Source organism: Nostoc sp. C052, from assembly GCF_013393905.1.
Classification (GTDB): Bacteria; Cyanobacteriota; Cyanobacteriia; order Cyanobacteriales; family Nostocaceae; genus Nostoc.
Window position 1 is genome coordinate 1 of the sequence record NZ_CP040275.1, and the last position, 21,938, is coordinate 21,938.

General features: G+C 47.1%; 2 protein-coding genes and 1 pseudogene. All 3 read left to right on the forward strand.

Annotated features, from left to right (window positions below; all coding sequences use genetic code 11):
* Positions 1 to 12,621 (forward strand): type I polyketide synthase, encoded by a 12,621-nt coding sequence (locus FD723_RS42275; protein WP_218651874.1) that lies wholly within the window; start codon positions 1 to 3, stop codon positions 12,619 to 12,621.
* A complete protein-coding gene (locus tag FD723_RS36370; RefSeq protein WP_179070067.1) occupies positions 12,618 to 18,248 on the forward strand; it encodes a type I polyketide synthase in 5,631 nt (1,876 codons plus the stop codon). Before FD723_RS42275 ends, FD723_RS36370 begins: the two co-directional genes overlap by 4 nt.
* A gap of 120 nt (positions 18,249 to 18,368) precedes the next feature.
* Positions 18,369 to 21,770 (forward strand): annotated as a pseudogene (locus tag FD723_RS44290) (beta-ketoacyl synthase N-terminal-like domain-containing protein); the annotation flags it as partial.
* Positions 21,771 to 21,938 lie beyond the last annotated feature (168 nt).

Sequence of the window (21,938 nt, forward strand, 5' to 3'; positions counted from 1 at the left end):
GTGGTTTCATCATCAGATGAGCGATCGCGGATAGCCAAAGAAGCACTAGTCCAGCTGCGGGAGACAAAAGCAAAACTCACAGAGCTAGAACAAGCTCAGACTGAGCCGTTAGCAATTATCGGCATGAGTTGTCGGCTTCCTGGTGGTGCTAACTCACCGGAGGAGTTTTGGCAACACCTCAGAGCCGGAGCCGATCTGGTTTCAGAAGTACCTCTTAGTCGTTGGGATATTCAAGCGTTCTACGATCCCAACCCTGGCACACCGGGCAAAATTTACACCCGCCAGGGGGCATTTCTCAATCTACCCATTGATCGCTTTGATGCTCAATTCTTCGGCATTTCTCCTAGAGAAGCCAATTTTTTAGATCCTCAACAAAGGCTACTGCTAGAAGTTTGCTGGGAAAGTTTAGAGTGCGCTGGCGTACCTTCAAAGTCGCTGCTAGGAAGCAAAACGGGTGTTTTTGTCGGGCTGATGAACCTAGAGTATCCCACCATCGCTTTTCCCAACTACGAAGCTATCAATGCCCACTCAGCCTCCGGCTCGGCTCCTAGCACTGCTGCGGGACGAATTGCCTTTACCTTCGGTTTGCAAGGCCCAACTCTAACTGTAGACACCGCTTGCTCCTCATCGCTGGTAGCGGTTCATTTAGCTTGCCAAAGTTTGCGGCTTGGGGAATCCGACTTGGCGCTGGCTTGTGGGATTAACCTGATGCTAGTTCCAGAAAGTTACATTGCTGAATGTCAGGCGCATACCCTTTCTCCCGACGGGCGTTGCAAGACCTTTGATGCCGCAGCCGATGGTTACGGACGTGGAGAAGGATGTGGTGTAGTGGTTCTGAAACGCCTCTCGGATGCAAAACGGGATGGGGATAATATCTTAGCGCTGATTCGAGGCAGTGCCGTCAATCAAGATGGTCGTAGTGGTGGTTTGACAGTGCCTAACGGGCCTGCCCAAGAACAAGTTATTCGTCAAGCACTGAACAATGGCAAAATCGATCCGGCTCAGATTAGCTATATCGAAGCTCATGGTACGGGAACATCTCTAGGAGATCCCATCGAAATTGTTGCTTTAGATGGGGTGTTTGGGAAAAATCACACCCTAGAAACACCCTTGATTGTCGGTTCTGCAAAGACGAATATCGGGCATACTGAATCAACTGCGGGTATTGCGGGATTAATCAAGTTAGTTCTGCAACTGCAACATGAGGAGATTGCCCCCCATTTACATTTAAAACAACCTAATCCCCACATTAACTGGTCAGAATTGGCGATTTATGTGCCAACCCAACTCATACCCTGGTCGAAGGGGAATCAGCCCCGGCTGGCAGGAGTTAGTTCTTTTGGATTCAGTGGCACTAATGCTCATGTAATTGTCGAAGAAGCACCATTAAAGGAGCAGGGGAGCAGGGGAGCAGAGGAGCAGAGGAGCAGGGGAGCAGGGGAGCAGGGGAGAAGTGACAATGGTATTTCCCCTGCTCCCCTGCTCCCCTCCGCCCCTCTGCCCCTCTACCCCTCTGCCCCCCATCCCCTCTGTCCCCCTGCCTCTTCTAGGCGCCCCTACCATCTCCTGACTTTATCGGCTAAAAGTCAGCAGGGGCTAGTCGATCTCGGTCAGTCTTATCAAACCTACTTGGAAAGTCATCCAGAGGTATTGCTTGAAGATATTTGTTTTAGTGCCAATACAGGGCGCGATCGCTTTGACTACTGCCTTGGACTTGTTGCTGCTACAACCACCGATCTGATTCAAAAGCTGAAAAATTGGCAAAATACTACGAAAACTAATTCTGAGACTCCACCGAAAATTGCTTTTCTGTTTACAGGACAAGGTTCCCAGTATGCGGGGATGGGGCAACAACTCTATCAAACCCAACCAACTTTTAGAAAAGCACTTCAGGAATGCGATGAAATTCTGCGTTCTGAACTAGAAATTCCTTTATTAGAAATACTGTATCCAGCAACAGACAAAGATTCACCTTTAAACCAAACAGCTTATACCCAACCCGCCTTATTTGCCCTAGAATACGCCCTTTATCAACTCTGGCGATCGTGGGGAATTACACCTGATGCCGTCATCGGTCACAGCGTCGGCGAATACGTAGCAGCTTGTATAGCAGGAGTCTTTTCCCTAGAAGATGGACTCAAACTGATTGCTGCACGGGGTCGCCTCATGCAGCAGTTACCGACTGAGGGCATGATGGTATCTTTACTCGCCCCATTTGCACAAGTTCAACAAGTAACTGCACCGTATTCAGATTGGGTATCAATTGCTGCTATTAATAGCCCTGAAAGCACAGTTATTTCTGGTCAAATAGACGCAGTGCAAGCTATTGTTAGTCAATTGGAAAAACTTGGGGTAAAAAGCAAACAACTAGAGGTTTCTCACGCTTTTCACTCACCACTGATGAAACCGATGCTGCCAGAATTCGAGTTAATCGCTCGTCAAATTACTTATCATCAGCCGCAGCTAAAATTCATCTCTAATATCACAGGTAAAATTGCCACTTCAGAGGTAACAACACCGGAATATTGGTGTCGCCACATTCTCGCACCTGTGAACTTTGCAGCCAGTATGCAGACATTACACCAGCAAGGTTATGAGGTATTTCTTGAATGTGGTTCGCAACCGATTTTATTAGGTATAGGTCGCCAATGCTTATCTGATGAACGCTTTACATGGTTGCCATCCTTGCGAGTCGGACAAGAAGATTGGCAGCAAATCCTGCAAAGTTTGGCAGATTTGTATGTGCGTGGGGCAGCGATCGCTTGGACTGGATTTTATCAAAATCTTCATTATCGTAAAGTAGTTTTGCCCACTTATCCTTTCCAGAGAAAACGCTACTGGGCGGAACTTACTCCAGCAAACAAACACAAACCTACTTCTGAGCAACAAACCCAGGTAATAGCACTGCTGGAAGCAGGGCAAACTGAGCAGTTGTCCCAACTTCTCAGCAGAACCGATCGCCAATTAAATGCTGCTCAAGTTGAAATTTTAGAGCGACTGATTCAAGAACATCAACAGCAACAAGCGATCGCTTCAATTCAGGATTGTCTGTATGAGGTGCAATGGCAACCCAGTCCTGACGCTGTTTCTGCTGCTGAAAATTCCACACCTGGTCATTGGCTGATTCTAGCCAACTCAGGGACTTTAGCTTCTACCCTAGCTCAAGTTTTAGAGCAACAGGGACAAACCTGTTCTCTAGTAACTTCAGGAAAGGCAGATGGCAGAAGGCAGGAGGCAGAAGGAGATGAGGAAGTATTTTCTACCTTGTCCCCCTCATCTCTAACGGGAATTATCTACCTCTGGAGTTTGGATTTACCTGCGACGGAAACGCTAACTACAGCTACTTTGACAGCTAGCGTAAATACCAATTGCGGGCAACTACTGGATGTCATGCAAACTGTGGTATCCCAGCCTTGGAGTAGCACCGCTAAACTTTGGGTAATCACAGAGAACGCGATCGCTCTAGGTAAAGATTTACCAGCCATTTCTAAAGCACCTGTGTGGGGTCAAAGTCGGGCGTTTGGGCTGGAGTATCCCCAACATTGGGGCGGGTTAATAGATTTGGATCGACAAGCTGCCATTCAGGAACAAGCTCAGGCGATCGCAATTGAGTTATTGGGAACTTCAGGAGAGGAACACATAGCTTATCGTTCAGGAACCCGGTATGTTGCTCGACTTGTTAAAAGCTACCCAGAAACTACCTCTAAATTCTCTATTAAGAGCGATCGCTCTTATCTAATTAGCGGCGGATTAGGAGGCTTAGGATTAAGTGTCGCTCAGTGGCTAGTGGAACAAGGCGCTCGATACTTGATTTTACTCAGTCGCAGTGGCATCAATACTAGAGAAAAACAAGAAGCTGTTAAGCAACTCCGGGCAGCAGGAGTAGAAATTATTACGCCTATAGCTGATGTGAGTGACGGTGAAAGTCTGCGAAATGCCATATCAGAGCTACTAAGAAAACTACCTCCTATCAGTGGAATTATTCATGCAGCAGGTAGCGACGGTGGTATGTATCGGATTGCCGAGCTAGAGCATTCAATACTACAGCAAACGCTAGAACCCAAAGTAGCTGGTACTTGGAATTTACACCAAATTAGTCAGGATTGGGAATTAGACTTTTTTATCAACTTCTCTTCTATCGCTGCTGTGTGGGGATCGGCAAACCAATCTCACTACGCTGCTGCTAATGAATTTCAAAATCTATTTGCAGCTTACCGCCAGTCTCAAGGATTACCAGCCTTAACCATAAATTGGTCTGCTGTTATCGGCGCAGGTATGATAAATCAACCTGGGGCTAAAGCCTTAACCCAAAGATTGCAGAAGATCGGCGTAGGGAGTTTGAATTTGACCCAGGTTAAAGCTGCGATGGGGTTACTGTTGAATTCCCAGAATCGCCAAATTGTCGTCGCGCCTGTAGATTGGCAACGCTTTGGGGCAATTTATGCAGTAGGTCGAACTCGGCGACTGCTGGAGCAACTTGCACCGCAAACTCAACTTGAGCAAGCAATCGAGACAGCACAACCAACACAACTGCGCGAACAACTGACATCAGTTCCAGCCACAGAAGGTCTGGAAATATTACGCCGCACTTTGCAGGGCGAAGTGGCGCGGGTATTAGGCTTGCCGACAGAGGAATTACCAGCCCTTGAGCAAGGATTTTTTGAGTTGGGAATGGATTCGCTGATGGCAGTGGAATTACGCGATCGCCTCAACCAGCTTTTGGGGGTTAATTTACCCAGCACCTTAAGTTTTGACTTTCCCAACATTGAACGGTTGACTCACTATCTCGCCACAGATGTACTAGCACTGGCCCAAGCAAAAGCAAACCAACCAAATGACCCTATTAGTGATATTTATGAACCTATAGCGATCGTTGGCATGAGTTGTCGCTTTCCTGGGGATGCTACAGATCCCGAAAGCTTTTGGCAATTGCTGGCATCGGGAACTAATACTAGAGCAGAAATTCCCCAAAATCGCTGGAACATTGAAACTTATTATGACCCGACTCCAGGAATCCCAGGCAAAATTTACACTCGCTACGGCAACTTTATCAACAGTATCGATCGCTTCGACCCTGCCTTTTTTGGTATTTCTCCCCGCGAAGCTGTAGCGATCGATCCACAACACCGATTGTTGCTAGAAGTAAGTTGGGAAGCTCTAGAACAAGCTGCGATCGCTCCAGAACGGCTGGCTGGTGCGTCTGTAGGAGTCTTTGTCGGCAACGACGGACACGACTACGAGCAGTTAATTGCCCAACATTTGCAGCAAAACCCTGATAGTCCTGTTGGCACTTTCGCGGGAACTGGTAATGCTTTTTCGAGTGCGGCTGGTCGTCTAGCCTACACCTTCGGTTTTACGGGGCCAACCCTGGCTATTGATACCGCCTGCTCATCATCGTTAGTCGCTATTCACCAAGCTTGTAATAGTTTGCACTTACGCGAATGTCAAATGGCGATCGCTGGCGGTGTCAAACTCCATCTTACTCCTGCCTCTTACATCTGGGCTTCCAGTGTGCGGATGATTTCTGGTGATGGTTTGTGCAAAACTTTTGATGCCTCAGCCGATGGCTATGCCCGTGGGGAAGGCTGCGGCATGGTAGTCTTGAAGCGTCTCAGTGAAGCTCAACGCGATGGAGACAGGATTCTAGCTCTAATTCGGGGCAGTGCAGTCAACCACGATGGTTCCAGCAGTGGTTTAACTGTCCCTAACGGGCAGGCTCAACAGCAACTTATTTATCAAGCACTTGCTTGGGCGCAACTCCAGCCTCATCAAATTAGTTACCTAGAGGCTCATGGAACTGGCACATCTTTAGGAGATCCAATCGAACTCAATGCCGCCGCCGCAGTTTTAGGGCAGGAACGCACTCCAGAATCTCCGTTATTTGTTGGCTCAGTTAAGACAAACATTGGTCACTTAGAAGCAGCAGCAGGGGTTTCAGGGCTGATTAAAGTTGTTTTAGCAATGCAACATCAGATGATTCCACACCACTTGCACCTACAGCACCCTAATCCTAAAATTGATTGGAAAAATTTGCCTATCAAAATTCCGACTACGTTAACTCCCTGGGTTTCGTGCGATCGCCGCAGGGCTGGAATAAGTTCTTTTGGGTTTACCGGAACTAATGCTCATCTAGTGCTTGAAGAAGCGCCACCGTTACCGGATGCGGTAGAGACGAAATGGGAACGCCCCCTGCATCTCCTGAACTTATCTGCCAAAAATGCAGCAGCACTGAAGCAATTAGCGCTCAATTACTGCGAATACTTGCGCTTAGATGGCATATCGCAGCCACTCGCTGACATCTGTTTCACTGCTCACACAGGACGTTTACACTTTAGCGATCGCTTGAGTGTAGTAGGAGCAACAGTCGCCCAGATGGCAACGAAACTTACTGCTTTCTGTCGCCATGAAGAGTTGCCTGGACTCAGTAGTGGGATAATTGGGAATGAACCTCCGAAAATCGCCTTCCTATTCACAGGACAAGGTTCCCAGTATGCGGGAATGGGGCAACAACTCTATCAAACCCAACCAACTTTTAGAAAAGCAATTCAGCAATGCGATGAAATTCTGCGTTCGGAATTAGAAATTCCTTTATTAGAAATACTGTATTCTCAAACAGATTCACCTTTAAACCAAACAGCTTATACCCAACCCGCCTTATTTGCCCTAGAATACGCCCTGTATCAACTTTGGCAATCTTGGGGAATTACAGCTAGTGCCGCGATCGGTCACAGCGTCGGCGAGTATGTAGCGGCTTGTGTAGCTGGAGTCTTTAGCCTTGAAGATGGACTAAAACTGATTGCTGCCAGAGGTCGCCTCATGCAACAGTTACCAACTCAAGGCATGATGGTAGCTTTACTCGCCCCAGTTGCACAAGTCACAGAAGCAATTTCTCCCTATTTAGAACAAGTATCAATTGCTGCTATTAATAGTCCTCAAAGTACAGTAATTTCCGGTCAAACAGCCGCAGTGCTAGCCATTGTTACCGAACTGGAAAAACTGGGAGTCAAAACCAAGCAACTACAAGTTTCTCATGCCTTTCACTCACCACTGATGAAACCAATGGTAGGGCAATTTGAGTCAGTCGCACGCCAGATTACCTATCATTCGCCGCAGCTAAAATTTATCTCTAATATCACAGGCACATTTGCCACCTCAGAAGTCACAACACCTGAATATTGGTGTCACCATATTCTCGCACCTGTGAATTTTGCTGCCAGTATGCAGACATTACACCAGCATGGCTATAAAGTATTTCTCGAATGTGGTTCGCAACCGATTTTATTAGGTATGGGTCGCCAATGCGTATCTGATGAAGGCTCTACATGGTTGCCATCGTTGCGAATTGGACAAGAAGATTGGCAGCAAATTCTGCAAAGTTTGGGAAAATTGTATGTTTTGGGAGCAAAGGCAGATTGGGTGGGATTTGAGAGCGACTACCGCCGTCACAAGGTGAAATTACCTACTTACCCTTTTCAAAGACAGAGTTACTGGCTAGAAACTCCATCTCAACCCACAACGAAGCCAAGCTACAACCGACATCCCTTACTTGGTGAAAGATTACAACTAGCCAGTCGTACCAAAGAGATTTTCTTTGAATCTATTATTAGTGCATCATCTCTAGCTTACCTAGCTGACCACCGTATATTAGAGCAGGTAATTTTTCCAGGTGCAGCTTATTTAGAAATGGCGATCGCAGCAGCAGCTAATATTTTTCAATCTGACTGCATTGTGTTAGAAAACGTAGCGATCGCTCGACCTTTAATTTTAGAAACACACCAGGAAAAGATTGTCCAAGTAATCTTGAGTCCTTTAGAAAATCAGGGTTATGGCTTCGAGATTTGCAGCCGTGACTCTCAGAGAGAAAATAGTGAGAACCCTTGGACTGTCCATACTACAGGTACAGTTTTAGCAAACGAGACAAACACAATCCCCGCAGAATTAGATTTAGAGACTTGGACAAATCAGGAGTCAATCGAAGTTAAGGCATTTTACCAGCAGTTACAACAGCAGGGTATTGATTATGGTTCTAGTTTCCAGGGATTGCAAAAGTTACAGCGAGGACAGAATCAAGCTTTGGGGCAGATTCAACTTCCTGCAAATTTGCATCAAGATTGTAATTATTGGCTCCATCCAGCGTTGTTAGATGCAGCGATGCAGGTTGTGGGTGGTCTTGTGGAAATAGATCGAGTTTGCACCTACGTTCCCGTTGGTGTTGAACGTTTGATAGTGTATCGCCGTCCCAGCTTAGAAATATGGGCAGTTGCTTCTTTGCAAGAGCAGTCAAATTTTGCGCTCAAAGCTCAGGTTACATTGTTTGATAGCGAACGCCAACTTGTAGCAGTGCTGGATGGTTTGCGATTCCAAGCAGTCACATCTCAAGCACTTCTAAATCAAGGTAAAGACTCTCTACAGAATTGCCTTTATGAGGTGGAATGGCGATCGCAGTCCCGGTTTGGCAAATTAGAACCTCCCCACTTTATTCCATCTCCAGAGGCGATCGCTAACCAACTCCAACCGCACCTAGAGCGTTTGATTGCTGGCGATGACATCCAGATTTACACCACCCTCCTGCCCCAACTTGAGCAGTTAAGTTTAGAGTATATTATCCAAGCATTAAGTCAACTGGGGTGGTCTTTCTCAGTCGGAGATAAATTCTCCCTCTTAGTTGCTGCTCAACGTTTGGGTGTTGTACCCCAACACTACCAACTCTTACAACACCTGTTACAAATTCTCACCGCAGAGCAAATTTTGACGGCAATTTCCGGTCAGTGGCAAGTCCGCCAGCCTCTACCTGCTGCTAACCCAGATATTTATCTCCAAAGTTTGCAACCATACACTACTCTTATTCAAGGCGAACTAACTTTGGTGCAGCGCTGTGGAGAGAACCTGTGTGCAGTCTTGCGTGGTGCTGCGGAGCCAACCCAAGTAGTTTTTCCCACGGCAGATATTGATTCAGCTACTCAACTTTACCAAGACTCACCCGCCGCGCAAATTTACAACACCCTAGTGCAACAGGTTGTGAAAATAGCAATAGCTGATGCACCACCCCAACGAGGAATTCGGATTTTAGAAATTGGTGCAGGTACGGGAGGAACGACCAGCTATTTATTGCCAGAACTACAGGCTAGTCAAACTCACTATTGTTTTACTGATATTGGTCAGCTTTTCCTCAGTAAAGCCCAAAACCGATTTGAAAATTATAAATTTGTCGATTACAAAACTTTAGACATTGAGCAAGAGCCAACAGCCCAAGGTTTTGATGCTTATGAATACGATGTGGTGATAGCAGCCAACGTTTTACACGCCACTCAGGATATCAACCAAACCCTACAGCACGTCAAACAGTTACTAGCTCCAGGAGGGTTGCTCGTGTTGCTAGAAGGAACCGATCGCCAACTTTGGATAGATTTGATCTTCGGCTTGCTACCAGGCTGGTGGCGTTTCCAAGACCGAGAATTACGACCCGATTACCCCTTACTAAATGTTTGCCAATGGCAACAAGTCCTACAAACTAATGGGTTGAGTCCTGTTGCTGTGCTACCGCCACCAGCTACAGGAGCAAAACAGTCGGTAATTATCGCCCAAAATATTGAGCAACCTTTAGAGAAATCAATAGTTAAAGAGCGGGGTTGGCTAATTCTCGCAGATCGGCAGGGAGTCGGCAGCCAACTCGCCGAACATCTGCAAACTCAAGGCGAAACTTGCACTCTGGTATTGATTAAAGAGGGAACGGGGAACAGGGAACAGGGAACAGAGAGGAACAACCAGTTTCCTGTTGCCAGCCAAACAATAATCAAGCAACCTTTGGCAACTGAACAGCTGTTACAAATAGAACAGTCTGCTTCCCCCCAAGAATACGAGCAGTTAATTAAAAAGATTGCCGACCAAACGCCAGGATTATATGGCATCATTCATTGTTGGACACTTGATAGCCCTGAAGCTTCAGCGATTAATGCCCAAAATCTGGAAGCGATCGCTCACTTAGGATGTGGTACAGTCTTATCCCTTGTACAAGCAGCGATCGCCGCTAATCTTTCCCCGCAACCCCGACTATGGATAGTAACTCGTGGTACACAACCCGCCGATCGCTCAGAACTGAACCTATCTGGAGTGGGGCAGTCATCTTTATGGGGTATGGGCAAAGCGATCGCTCTAGAGCATCCAGAATTACGGTGTACGCGCATAGATTTAGATCCCAGCGAGAGTATTGAAGAACAAGCCGCTAGTCTTTGGGCTGAAGTGTCGGCTGAAGACCAAGAAGACCAAATTGCTTTACGGCGGAATGCTCGGTATGTTCCTCGCTTAATTGCCAGTTCTCAGATTTTGGCAAGTCCTTTTCAACTGACAATGACGAGTCGAGGTTCTTTAGATAAACTGATCTTGGCATCGACAACTCGCCGTTCTCCCAATCCAGGGGAAGTAGAAATTCAAGTCAAAGCCACTGGACTAAACTTTCTAGATGTCATCGCTGCCCTAGATTTGATTCCAGAACAAGTGGATGGTGTTTCTCAGTCACATCTCAAACAAATGGTGAGTTTTGGTGGCGAATGTGCCGGGGCGATCGTTGCTTTAGGAGCAGGAGTTGAGGGATTTGCTATTGGCGACGCGGTAATTGCCGTAGTTGAGGGTGCATTTAGTCAATATGTCACCGTCAAGGCTACCCAAGTCGTTGCCAAACCCCAACGCCTGAGCTTTGCCGAAGCTGCCTCGATTCCCAGCAACTTTTTAACTGCTTACTATGCCCTGAAGCATTTAGCCAAAATCTCACCAGGCGATCGCGTTTTAATTCATGCTGCTGCTGGCGGAACTGGGATCGCCGCAGTCCAAATTGCCCAAAAAGCCGGAGCAGAAGTTTTTGCCACCGCCAGTCCCTCCAAGTGGAAAACCCTGGCAGGAATGGGTGTGCGACATATTATGAATTCTCGTACAACCGAATTTGGCGATCGGGTGATGCAACTAACCCAAGGACAAGGGGTAGATATTGTTCTCAACTCGTTAACTTCTGGTGATTTTGTTGCCAAGAGTCTCTCGGTTGTAAGAGAAGGTGGACACTTCATCGAAATTGCCAAGCGTGGGGTGTGGACAAGTGCCGAAGTTGCTGCCGTCCGTCCAGATATTATTTATACAACTTTCGACTTGGTACGTACTGCTCAAGAGCAACCAGACCTAATACATTCATTGCTGACAGAAATAGCAGAAAAGTTTGCTAGTGGTTATTTTCAACCTTCACCATTAACAGTATTCCCCATTCAGCAGACTGTACAAGCTTTTCGTTATATGCAACAAGCCAAGCATATTGGCAAAATTGTTGTCACTCAGGAGGATGAGTCAGCAAGGGAACTCCAAAAAATAAATTATCCCAATTTCTGGACTCAACAAGCCTTTTCCTCTCCCCTGCTCCCTGCTCCCTGCTCCCCTGCTCTATCTTTTTCTGCCGACGGCACTTATTTGATTACAGGTGGCTTGGGTGGGTTGGGATTATTGGTTGCCCAATGGTTGGTGGACAAAGGCGGCAAACATCTAGTATTAGTCAGTCGTCGCCCAGCTAATGAAGCGGCGCAAAAACAAATTAACGCGATCGCACAAGCTGGCGTTGAGGTAACAGTCATTCAAGCTGATGTTGCCGATTATGAAGCCATGAGCCGTGTATTTAGTCATATCCGCCAATCTTTACCAACCTTAAGGGGTATTATTCACTCAGCAGGAATGCTCGACGATGCCACATTACAACACCAAAGTTGGGAAAAATTTGCTCGTGTGATGGCTCCCAAGGTGCAAGGAGCTTGGAATTTGCATCAATTAACTCTCACAGATGCAATAGATTTCTTTATTTTGTTTTCCTCGGTTTCTTCATTACTCGGTGTTCCTGGACAAGCCAATCATGCCGCCGCGAATGCGTTTCTAGATGGATTTGCCCACTATCGGCGATCGCTCGGTTTACCTGGTCAAAGTCTACACTTGGGAACAGTGTCCCAAATCGGAGAAGCCGCTGAAAAAGGGGCTGACGTGCGTGGGCAGCAGCTAGGAATCAAAGCGATTCAACCACAACAGGTATTACTAGCCCTAGAACAATTGCTCAAGCAACCAGAAGCCGTAGAAGTCGGGTTAGTTGCCATAGACTGGTCTAATAAACAGGGCTTGTCCCATTGGTTAAACTACCGTTTCTTAGCAGATTGGCAGGAGAAAACTGACTCTTCATCTGTCAAAATCGAGTCGGAATTTCTGCAACAATGGCGGAGAGCATTGCCTAGCGATCGACGACGGTTGTTGTTAAACCACGTACAACAGCAAGTAGCCCATGTATTAGGTATGGCTTCGGCAAAAACCATTAATGAACGATCGGGCTTTTTTGACTTGGGAATGGACTCACTGACTGCTGTGGAGTTAAGAAACCGATTACAAGGGAGTTTGGGCTATTCACTGCCAGCAACAGCAATTATGGACTATCCCACAATCGAGACTCTGGTTAATTACTTAGTGCAGAATCTATTACCTGATGACCAGTCAGCTTCACTGGAAACAACGGAAATAACTCAAACCAGCCATACCGATTTAGCCGATTTGTCCCAAGAAGAGTTGGCAGCATTACTGGCTGATGAACTATACGGAGGTGGAGAATGAGCCAGAGTAATCCCCAACCAGACTATGCCAAACTTCTCAAAGACGCTTTGCTCGAAATTAGGGAGCAGAAGGCCAAGCTGAACGCCCTCTTGAGTGCCAAGACTGAACCGATCGCAATTATCGGCATGGGTTGTCGGTTTCCAGGTGGGGCAAACGATCCGGAAATGTTCTGGCAACTACTCCACCAGGGTAAAGATGCGATCGCCGAAGTTCCTGGCGATCGCTGGGATATCAACGCCTACTATGACCCCGATCCCGATGCCCCAGCGAAGATGAATACACGTTATGGGGGTTTTGTCAATAACCCGCAAGAGTTTGACCCCCATTTCTTTGGCATCTCTGCCCGCGAAGCTATATCCCTCGATCCGCAACAGCGCCTTCTGTTGGAGGTTACTTGGGAAACCCTAGAAGCAGCCGCAGTTACCCCTGAAGCTTTGGCGAAAGTTTTAACAGGTGTTTTCATTGGCATTTGTAGCAATGACTATACCCAGAACCTCTTTAACCAAGGAGAGGAGCGGATTGATGCCTACCTAGCAACTGGCAACTCTCACAGTATTGCCTCTGGGCGATTGTCTTACCTGCTAGGATTAACTGGCCCCTGCCTATCTGTAGATACAGCCTGTTCTTCTTCCTTAGTAGCTGTGCATTTGGCTTGTACAAGTCTACGTAACCAAGAGTGTGATGTGGCGATCGCTGGCGGAGTGCAAAGACTCTTATCGCCAGTATTCAACATTAACTTTACAAAAGCGCGAATGCTGTCTGCCGATGGACGCTGCAAAACCTTCGATGCTAGTGCTGATGGCTTTGTCCGCTCTGAAGGTTGCGGCGTTATTCTGCTCAAACGTTTATCTGATGCGATCGCTGCTGGAGATAATATTCTCGCCTTAATTCGCGGTTCCGCTATCAATCAGGACGGGCATACTAGTGGGCTGACAGTTCCTAACGGCCCTTCCCAACAAGCTGTAATTCGTCGCGCCCTAGCAGTAAGCGGTGTCGAGCCAGCCCAAGTCAGCTATATTGAAGCTCACGGCACAGGCACATCTTTGGGCGATCCCATTGAGATTGGGGCGCTAGGAGCAGTATTTAGCAGCAGTCATTCACCTGATCGCCCTTTAATCGTTGGTTCTGTAAAAACTAATATCGGACATTTAGAAGGAGCAGCCGGAATTGCTGGACTAATAAAAGTCGTGCTACAGCTTCAGCATGACAGCATCGCTCCCCACTTACACCTGAAGCAACCTAATCCCTACATTGACTGGAGCAAACTAGCGATCGCCATACCGACGGATAGCATGGCTTGGATTCGAGGAGAAAAGCCCCGACTGGCAGGGGTTAGCTCATTTGGCTTTAGCGGTACAAATGCCCATGTCATCCTGGAAGAAGCGCCAATAGGAATTCAAAATGACGCTCGCGGACTCGCTAACGCTGCGCTAACAAAATTCAAAATTCAAAATGAAAATCTTCATGAGCGTCCCCTCCATCTTTTGGCTCTGTCAGCGAAGAGTGAAACGGCTTTATTGCAGTTGGTAGAGCGATATCGAACTTACCTGGAAACTGCGCCGGAATTAGAGTTAGCTGATGTTTGTTTTACTGCGAATACTGGGCGATCGCACTTTGACTATCGAATGGCGATCGTTGCAGGTTCAACAAAGGAGCTAGTCGAACAGCTAGCTATGACGATTAGTTCAGGTAGGGTATACGAGCCAGAAATCGCCTTCCTATTCACAGGACAAGGTTCCCAGTATGCGGGGATGGGGCAACAACTCTATCAAACCCAACCAACGTTTAGAAAAGCACTTCAGGAATGCGATGAAATTCTACGTTCTGAACTAGAAATCCCTTTATTAGAAATACTTTATCCTCAAACAGATTCACCTTTAAACCAAACAGCTTATACCCAACCCGCTTTATTTGCCCTAGAATACGCCCTTTATCAACTGTGGCGATCGTGGGGAATTATACCTAGTGCAGTAATAGGTCATAGTGTGGGTGAGTATGTAGCCGCTTGTATAGCTGGAGTCTTTTCCTTGGAAGATGGACTCAAACTGATTGCTGCACGGGGTCGCCTCATGCAAGAGTTACCAACTCAAGGCACGATGGTATCCTTGCTTGCACCTATCGAACAAGTCCAACAAGCAGTTGCCCCTTATTTAAAACAAGTATCAATTGCAGCTATTAATAGTCCTCAAAGTACAGTCATTTCCGGTCAAACAGCCACAGTACAAGCCATTGTTACCGAATTAGAAAAACTGGGAGTCAAAAGCAAACAATTACAAGTTTCTCATGCCTTTCACTCACCACTAATGAAACCAATGGTGGCGCAATTCGAGTCAGTCGCACGCCAGATTACCTATCATTCGCCTCACCTGAAGTTAATTTCTAACATTACAGGAGCAATTGCCACCTCAGAAGTCACAACACCGGAATACTGGAGTCGCCACATTCTCGCACCTGTGAACTTTGCAGCCAGTATGCAGACATTACACCAACAAGGTTATGAAGTATTTCTCGAATGTAGTCCCCAACCGATTTTATTGGGTATGGGTCGTCAGTGTTTACCCGATAATAGCGGTATCTGGTTGCCATCGTTGCGAATGGGACAAGAAGATTGGCAGCAAATGCTCTCCAGTTTAGGACAATTGTACGTTTTGGGAGCAAAAGTAAATTGGGTGGGATTTGAGAGCGACTACCGCCGTCGCAAGGTGAAATTACCGACTTATCCTTTTCAAAGACAACAGTACTGGGTAGAAACTCCGCCTCAGCGCACAACAAAGCCAAGCCATAGTTTACATCCTTTACTTGGTGAGAGATTACAGTTAGCTGGTCGCAGCCAAGAGATTTTCTTTGAATCTATAATTAGTGCATCATCTCCGGCTTATCTAGCTGACCATCGGATCTTTGAGCAGGTAATTGTGCCGGGTGCAGCTTATCTAGAGATGGCGATCGCGGCGGGAGCTAATATTTTCCAATCTGACTGCATCGTGTTGGAAAACGTGGCAATGGAGCAGCCTCTAATTTTAGCAACCCAGCCCGAAAAGATTATGCAGGTAGTTTTGCATCCTTTAGAAAGTCAGAGTTATAGGTTCGAGATTTGCAGTCGCGATCCTAAGAAAGAAAATGCTGAGAACCCCTGGACTGTCCATGCTACAGGTACAGTCTTACCAGGTGAAATCGGGTCTGTACCAAAAACAATTGATTTGACAAATTGGCTATCTCATGGTATCGAGATTGATCCTCAAGCTTTTTATCAGCGATCGCAAGAGCAAGGTATTTCATTTGGTGTCTGTTTCCATTCCCTACAGCAGCTAGGTTGCAAAGCCGGACAAGGTTATGCCCAAATCGAACTGCCAAAAGAGACGGGTATGAATGCTACACAAGGATACCAAATCCATCCTATTCTGCTGGATGCCGGACTTCAGTTGGCTGGTGCGGCTACACTTCAAGAAGGCGATCGCTCTTTCCCATACCTGCCAATTGGTATTGAGCGTCTGCAAGTTTATCGGCGAGCTAACCGTCAGTTATGGGGACAAGCCGAAGCTAGAAATGCGATCGCCTCAGAGAGTGAAATTTTGAGTAGCGATATCCAGTTAGTCGATCCTAGTGGGGCGGTGGTAGCTCAGATAGAAGGTTTTGCTATGCGTCGTACTACCCAGCAATCCCTAGAGCGCATGATTAAGCCAGATATCAGCAACTGGTTTTATGAACTTGACTGGCAGATCAAGTCCCTAATTACAGATGAAATTGAGAAGTTGGCAGTAGGGCATTGGATAATTTTTGCAGACTGTGAACTTGGTGAACAACTCAGCCAGCAGTTAACCCAGCACGGAGGAAGTTGTACAGTTGTCACCGTTGGGGAAAACTATCAGCAGCTAGATGAGAGACATTTCCAGATTAATCCTCTAAAGCTAAATGACTTTAATCAGTTACTACAGACAAGTTGCGATCGGCAAACAAAATTGCAAGGTGTAATTCATCTATGGTCTTTAGAGGGCGCTTCCTCCGCAGAACTGGATCTAGATGAATTGGAGGGATCGCAAATCCTGGGTTGTGCCAGTGTTTTACATCTAGTCCAAGCACTAGAGCAGCAGGGAGGATCTGAACCGATACAACTTTGGCTAGTGACAAAAGGTAGCCAAGCCGTGACAACAGAAACTATAACTCAGGTACAGCAAACACCGTTATGGGGATTAGGGCGGGCGATAGCTACGGAATATCCTCAGCTTAAGTGTCGCCGATTAGACCTTGACCCAAATGCCTCTATCTCATTGAATCTGCACGCGATCGCGGATGAACTCTTCTCCCCAGACGGCGAAGACCAAATTGCCTATCGTCAGGGACAGCGCCATGTACTTAGGTTAGTTCGCTCTCGACAACGGACGATAAGCGATCGCGTTGCCATTCCAGAGTTAGCGAGTTATCTTATTGTCGGCGGATTGGGAACATTAGGTCTACAAGTTGCCCAGTGGTTGGCAGACAAAGGCGCTCGCCACCTTATACTGTCTAGTCGTCGGGAGCCATCACTAATAGCCCTAGCAGCGATCGCCAAGTTAGAACAAGCGGGTGTACGGGTACTTATTGAGCAAGCAGACGTTTCTAGCCAGTCCGATATGACTAAACTCCTGAACAAGATAGCAGCACAGTTGCCACCACTGCGAGGAATTATCCATGCAGCAGGGATTTTAGATGATGGCATTCTCCAACAGCAATGTTGGGAGAGGTTTACCGGGGTCATGGCTGCAAAAGTCCGAGGAGCTTGGCTTTTGCATCAGCTTACTCAAGCCTTACCCCTAGACTTTTTTGTTTGCTTCTCATCAGCAGCATCCCTTCTTGGCTCACCAGGGCAGGGCAACTATGCTGCCGCCAATGCCTTTCTCGATGGGTTGGCTCACTATCGCCGACAGCAAGGACTGGCAGGGTTGAGTATTAACTGGGGGCCTTGGGAGCAAGGGGGCATGGTAGCACAATTAGAAAACCAACATCAGAGCCGAATGCAGAATCATGGTCTGGGAACGATTTCACCAGAGCAGGGTTTGCAAGCATTAGAAGCGTTACTGGTGCAGGATGTAACTCAGGTCGGGGTTATGTCCGTGAACTGGCAGCAGTTACTAGCTCAAATAGCACCAGGAGTAAAGGTGCCAATGTTGCAGAGTTTCAAAGTTGTTGCAACCGACCAACGGTACAAAGATGAACTACTCCAACAGTTGCAAGCTGCTCCAATTGAAGAACGCCGGGAGTTACTCAAAGCTTACCTGCAAAGCGAGATTGCCAAAGTCTTGGGTCTGTCCAATCCCCAACAAGTAGAGCCGCAGCAAAGACTTTTTGACCTGGGGCTAGATTCGTTAACGGCGGTGGAGTTGAGAAATCGCTTGCAGACAAGCTTGGGCTATGCTATGCGTTCAACGTTGCTGTTCGACTATCCGACGCTGGCAGCACTGCTTGATTATCTGGCGGAAAACGTGATTCCGCTTCAGCCAGTAGAACTGTCAAAGGAGGTGGATGCTGTAGCAGTTCAGAGGCAACAGATATTAGCAGCTTCGGAAGATGAAGCTGAAGCACTGCTGCTGAAAAAGCTAGAAGACCTTGAAGAAGGCAGAAGGCAGGAGGCAGAAGGCAGAAGGTTTCGTTGAGGTAGCGATTCAAACCCCACCTCAACGAACAGCTCGAAATCTTCGATTTTGGTTTGGTGGGTCAGTGCATATTCCCTCTTCCCCGTTCCCCATTCCCCATTCCCTTTAGATATTTTTAAGATGGCCACAAATCAAGAACCACCTCTCTCTCCCACAAAACGAGCATTACTAGCACTAGAACAACTCCAAACCAAGCTAGATGCCCTAGAGTATGCCAAGGCTGAACCGATCGCCATCATCGGTATGGGTTGTCGATTTCCCGGCGGTGTTAAAGATCCTGAGTCTTTTTGGCAGATGCTACACAATGGCACTGATGCTATTACCAAAGTACCGCGATCGCGTTGGTGTATTGACAATTACTACGACCCCAAGCCGCAAACACCTGGGAAAATTTCCGTTGCCGATGGTGGTTTTCTGGAGGACGAGATTGGCAGTTTTGACCCCCAATTCTTTGGTCTTTCCCCTCGTGAAGCCACCTACTTAGACCCCCAGCAACGCTTGTTACTCGAAGTTAGCTGGGAAGCCTTGGAACAGGCTCACATTGTTCCCCAAAAATTATTTAACAGTCTGACGGGCGTTTTTGTGGGGATTGGAGCCAATGATTACGCTCGGCACTTAGAGCAAGCCGGCGTTTCAGATGCCTATATAGGTACTGGCAATGCCCTCAGTGTGGCGGCAGGTCGGATTTCCTATGTGTTGGGTTTAACAGGCCCCAGTTTAGCTGTAGACACATCCTGTTCCTCTTCATTGGTCGCTGTTCATTTAGCTTGCCAAAGTTTACGTTTGCAGGAGTGCCATCTCGCCTTGGCGGGGGGTGTAAATCTCATGCTATCTCCAGCCACGAGTATCATTTTTTCCCAAGCGGGGATGCTTGCCCCTGACGGTCGCTGTAAAACATTTGATGCTCAGGCTAATGGTTACGTCCGGTCTGAAGGCTGTGGGATGATTGCCCTGAAGCGGCTATCTGATGCCCAGCGTGATGGCGATCGCATCCTCGCTTTAATTCGGGGTTCTGCGGTTAACCAAGATGGGCCAAGTGGGGGACTCACCGTACCTAATGGCCCCTCTCAAGAAGCAGTCATTCGTCAGGCGTTAAAAAATGGTGGCGTTGAACCTGCACAAGTGAGCTACATTGAGGCTCACGGCACAGGTACTTCTTTAGGAGATCCCATTGAAGTGGGGGCATTAGGTGCTGTTTTTGGCTCTAGTCATTCCCCAAGCCAACCCCTGAATTTAGGCTCAGTCAAAACTAACATTGGACACGCAGAATTTGCCGCAGGTATCGCTGGATTAATCAAGATTGTCTTGCAGTTGCAACACCAAGCGATCGCCCCCCACCTACATTTCCATCAACCCAACCCACACATCAACTGGGCAGATTTACCTGTGGTGATTCCCACACAGACAAAGGACTGGTTGCGTGGCAATACGCCAAGAATAGCAGGGGTTAGTTCCTTCGGCTTCAGTGGCACAAATGCCCATGTGGTGCTGGAAGAAGCACCAATAGGAATTCAAAATTTAAAATTCAAAATTCAAAATGAAAATCTTCCTGAGCGTCCCTTCCATCTTTTGGGTTTGTCAGCAAAGAGTGAAACGGCTTTATTGCAGTTGGCTTTAGCGTATCGAGCTTACCTGGAAAATTCGCCAGAATTAGAGTTAGCTGATGTTTGTTTTAGTGCTAATACTGGGCGATCGCATTTTAAGCACCGTTTAGCTGTTGTAACCAGTTCCTCAAACGAACTGAGGCAAAAACTAGGGCAATTGATAGCTCAAGAACAAGTTTCAGGTGTTTACTCTGGACAAAGTAGTACAACATCACCCAAAGTAGCTTTTCTATTTACCGGACAAGGATCGCAATCCATCGGTATAGGTCAGCAACTCTATCAAACTCAGCCCACATTCCGCCAAGCGATAGATAGGTGCGCGACTATCTTACATTCCTTGGGGAATAAAAATCTGCTAGAGATACTTTACCCATCCACAGGCAGACAGGAAACGGGTGATAGCGAAGTGGCAATATTTGCTTTTGAGTTTGCCTTAGCACAAATGTGGCAATCTTGGGGTGTCAAGCCAAGTATTCTCATGGGAGATGGTATTGGTGAATATGTTGCTGCTTGTTTGGCAGGAGTTTTCAGTTTAGAAGATGGACTGAGGCTGATTGTTGCCCGTAGTCAATTATCTGAAGAATTTGTAGCCATAGCAGAGGCGATCGCCTACCATTCACCAAAATTACCCATTGTCAGTAACGTTACTGGTCAAATTGTGAATGCAGACATCGCCTGTGGCCAATATTGGGTTAACCACCTGTACCAAACGGAAACGTTTGTTCAAAGCATACAGACACTCCAGACAGAAGGCTACAAAGTTTTTCTGGAAATTGGGACACAGCCAATGTTGTCGGAAATGGGAGTTAGCCTTCCTGAAAGCGAAGTGCTATCGCTGGCTAGTTTACAGCCAGGACAAGATGAATGGCAGCAACTGTTGGCAAATTTGGCACAGTTGTATGTCCGAGGGGTAACAATTGATTGGTCTGGCTTTGAGCAAGACTATGCCCGCCACAAAGTCACTTTGCCCACTTATCCCTTTCAAAGACAACGCTATTGGATTGAACGTCAAGGCGATACGGCTGACAGCCCGATCGCCGCATCAACCTCAATTACTGGTCATCCATTGCTAGGACGGCAGGTGCATTTAGCGGGTTCTCAAGAAATCCGGTTTGAATCGGAAATTAGCAGCGATCGCCCATCCTACATTCAGTACCATCGAGTTTATGACCAGGTAATTTTACCAGCAGCCAGTTTTTTTGAGATGGCTCTCTTTGCAGGCATAGCTATTTTCGGTACATCGGCGTTAGTTTTAGAAGATGTGCTGGTGCAGCAACCATTAATCTTACCAGCAAGGGAAAACAAAGCACTCCAGCTAGTCGTAACACTAGAAACAACCACTGCCGCATCTTTTAAAATTTTTAGTTTAACCAAGGTTGGCGAAGCAGCTAAACCGATGGAAACTTTACACGTATCGGGTAAAGTTTCCATCGATACCCAACCCCAATATCCTCACCCGGTTGACATTGCAGCGATTCAAGGGGAACTGTCTACAGAACTATTGGCTGAGGACTTTTATCAGCTTTTAGAATCTCTGGGCATTGACATCGATTCGCCTTTGAGAGCCTTGCAACAAATTCACTATGGAGACAGTGATGTTCTCTATTCCTACCAATTACCCCAGGAGTGGATGGGCGAAAGCATTCCCTATACGATTCATCCGATTTTACTCGATGGTTGCGTTCAGGTAGGTGGCTTTAGTGCTGCCTTGTTTCAAGAGGTTGAGCGCGAAACCTATTTGCCGTTTGGGGTAGATCGATTCCGCTTTTACCGCAGTCCGAGCGATCGCTGTTTGTGCTACAGCCAAAAACTAATCCCAGAAAATGCCGACCGGACTAACGCAACCCTGAAAGCAAATTTGGTACTTCTAGACTCTGATGGCACGGTTTTTGCCACATTAGAAGGATTGCGATCTAGGCGAGCTACTACCCTGGCTGTGGGCAAGAGCGATACCCAACCCATAGCTAACTGGCTTTATGAGGTGGAATGGCGGCTGCAAGCTCGGTTTGGGCAGCCATTAGCACCAGAATTTTTGGCAACGCCTGGAGAAATTGCTGAGAAACTCACTCCAGATTTGTTAAATCTA

Excerpts from the sequence above, each read along its gene's own strand:
- FD723_RS36370 (WP_179070067.1), top strand. The coding sequence starts at position 12,618 with ATGAGCCAGAGTAATCCCCAACCAGACTATGCCAAACTTCTCAAAGAC.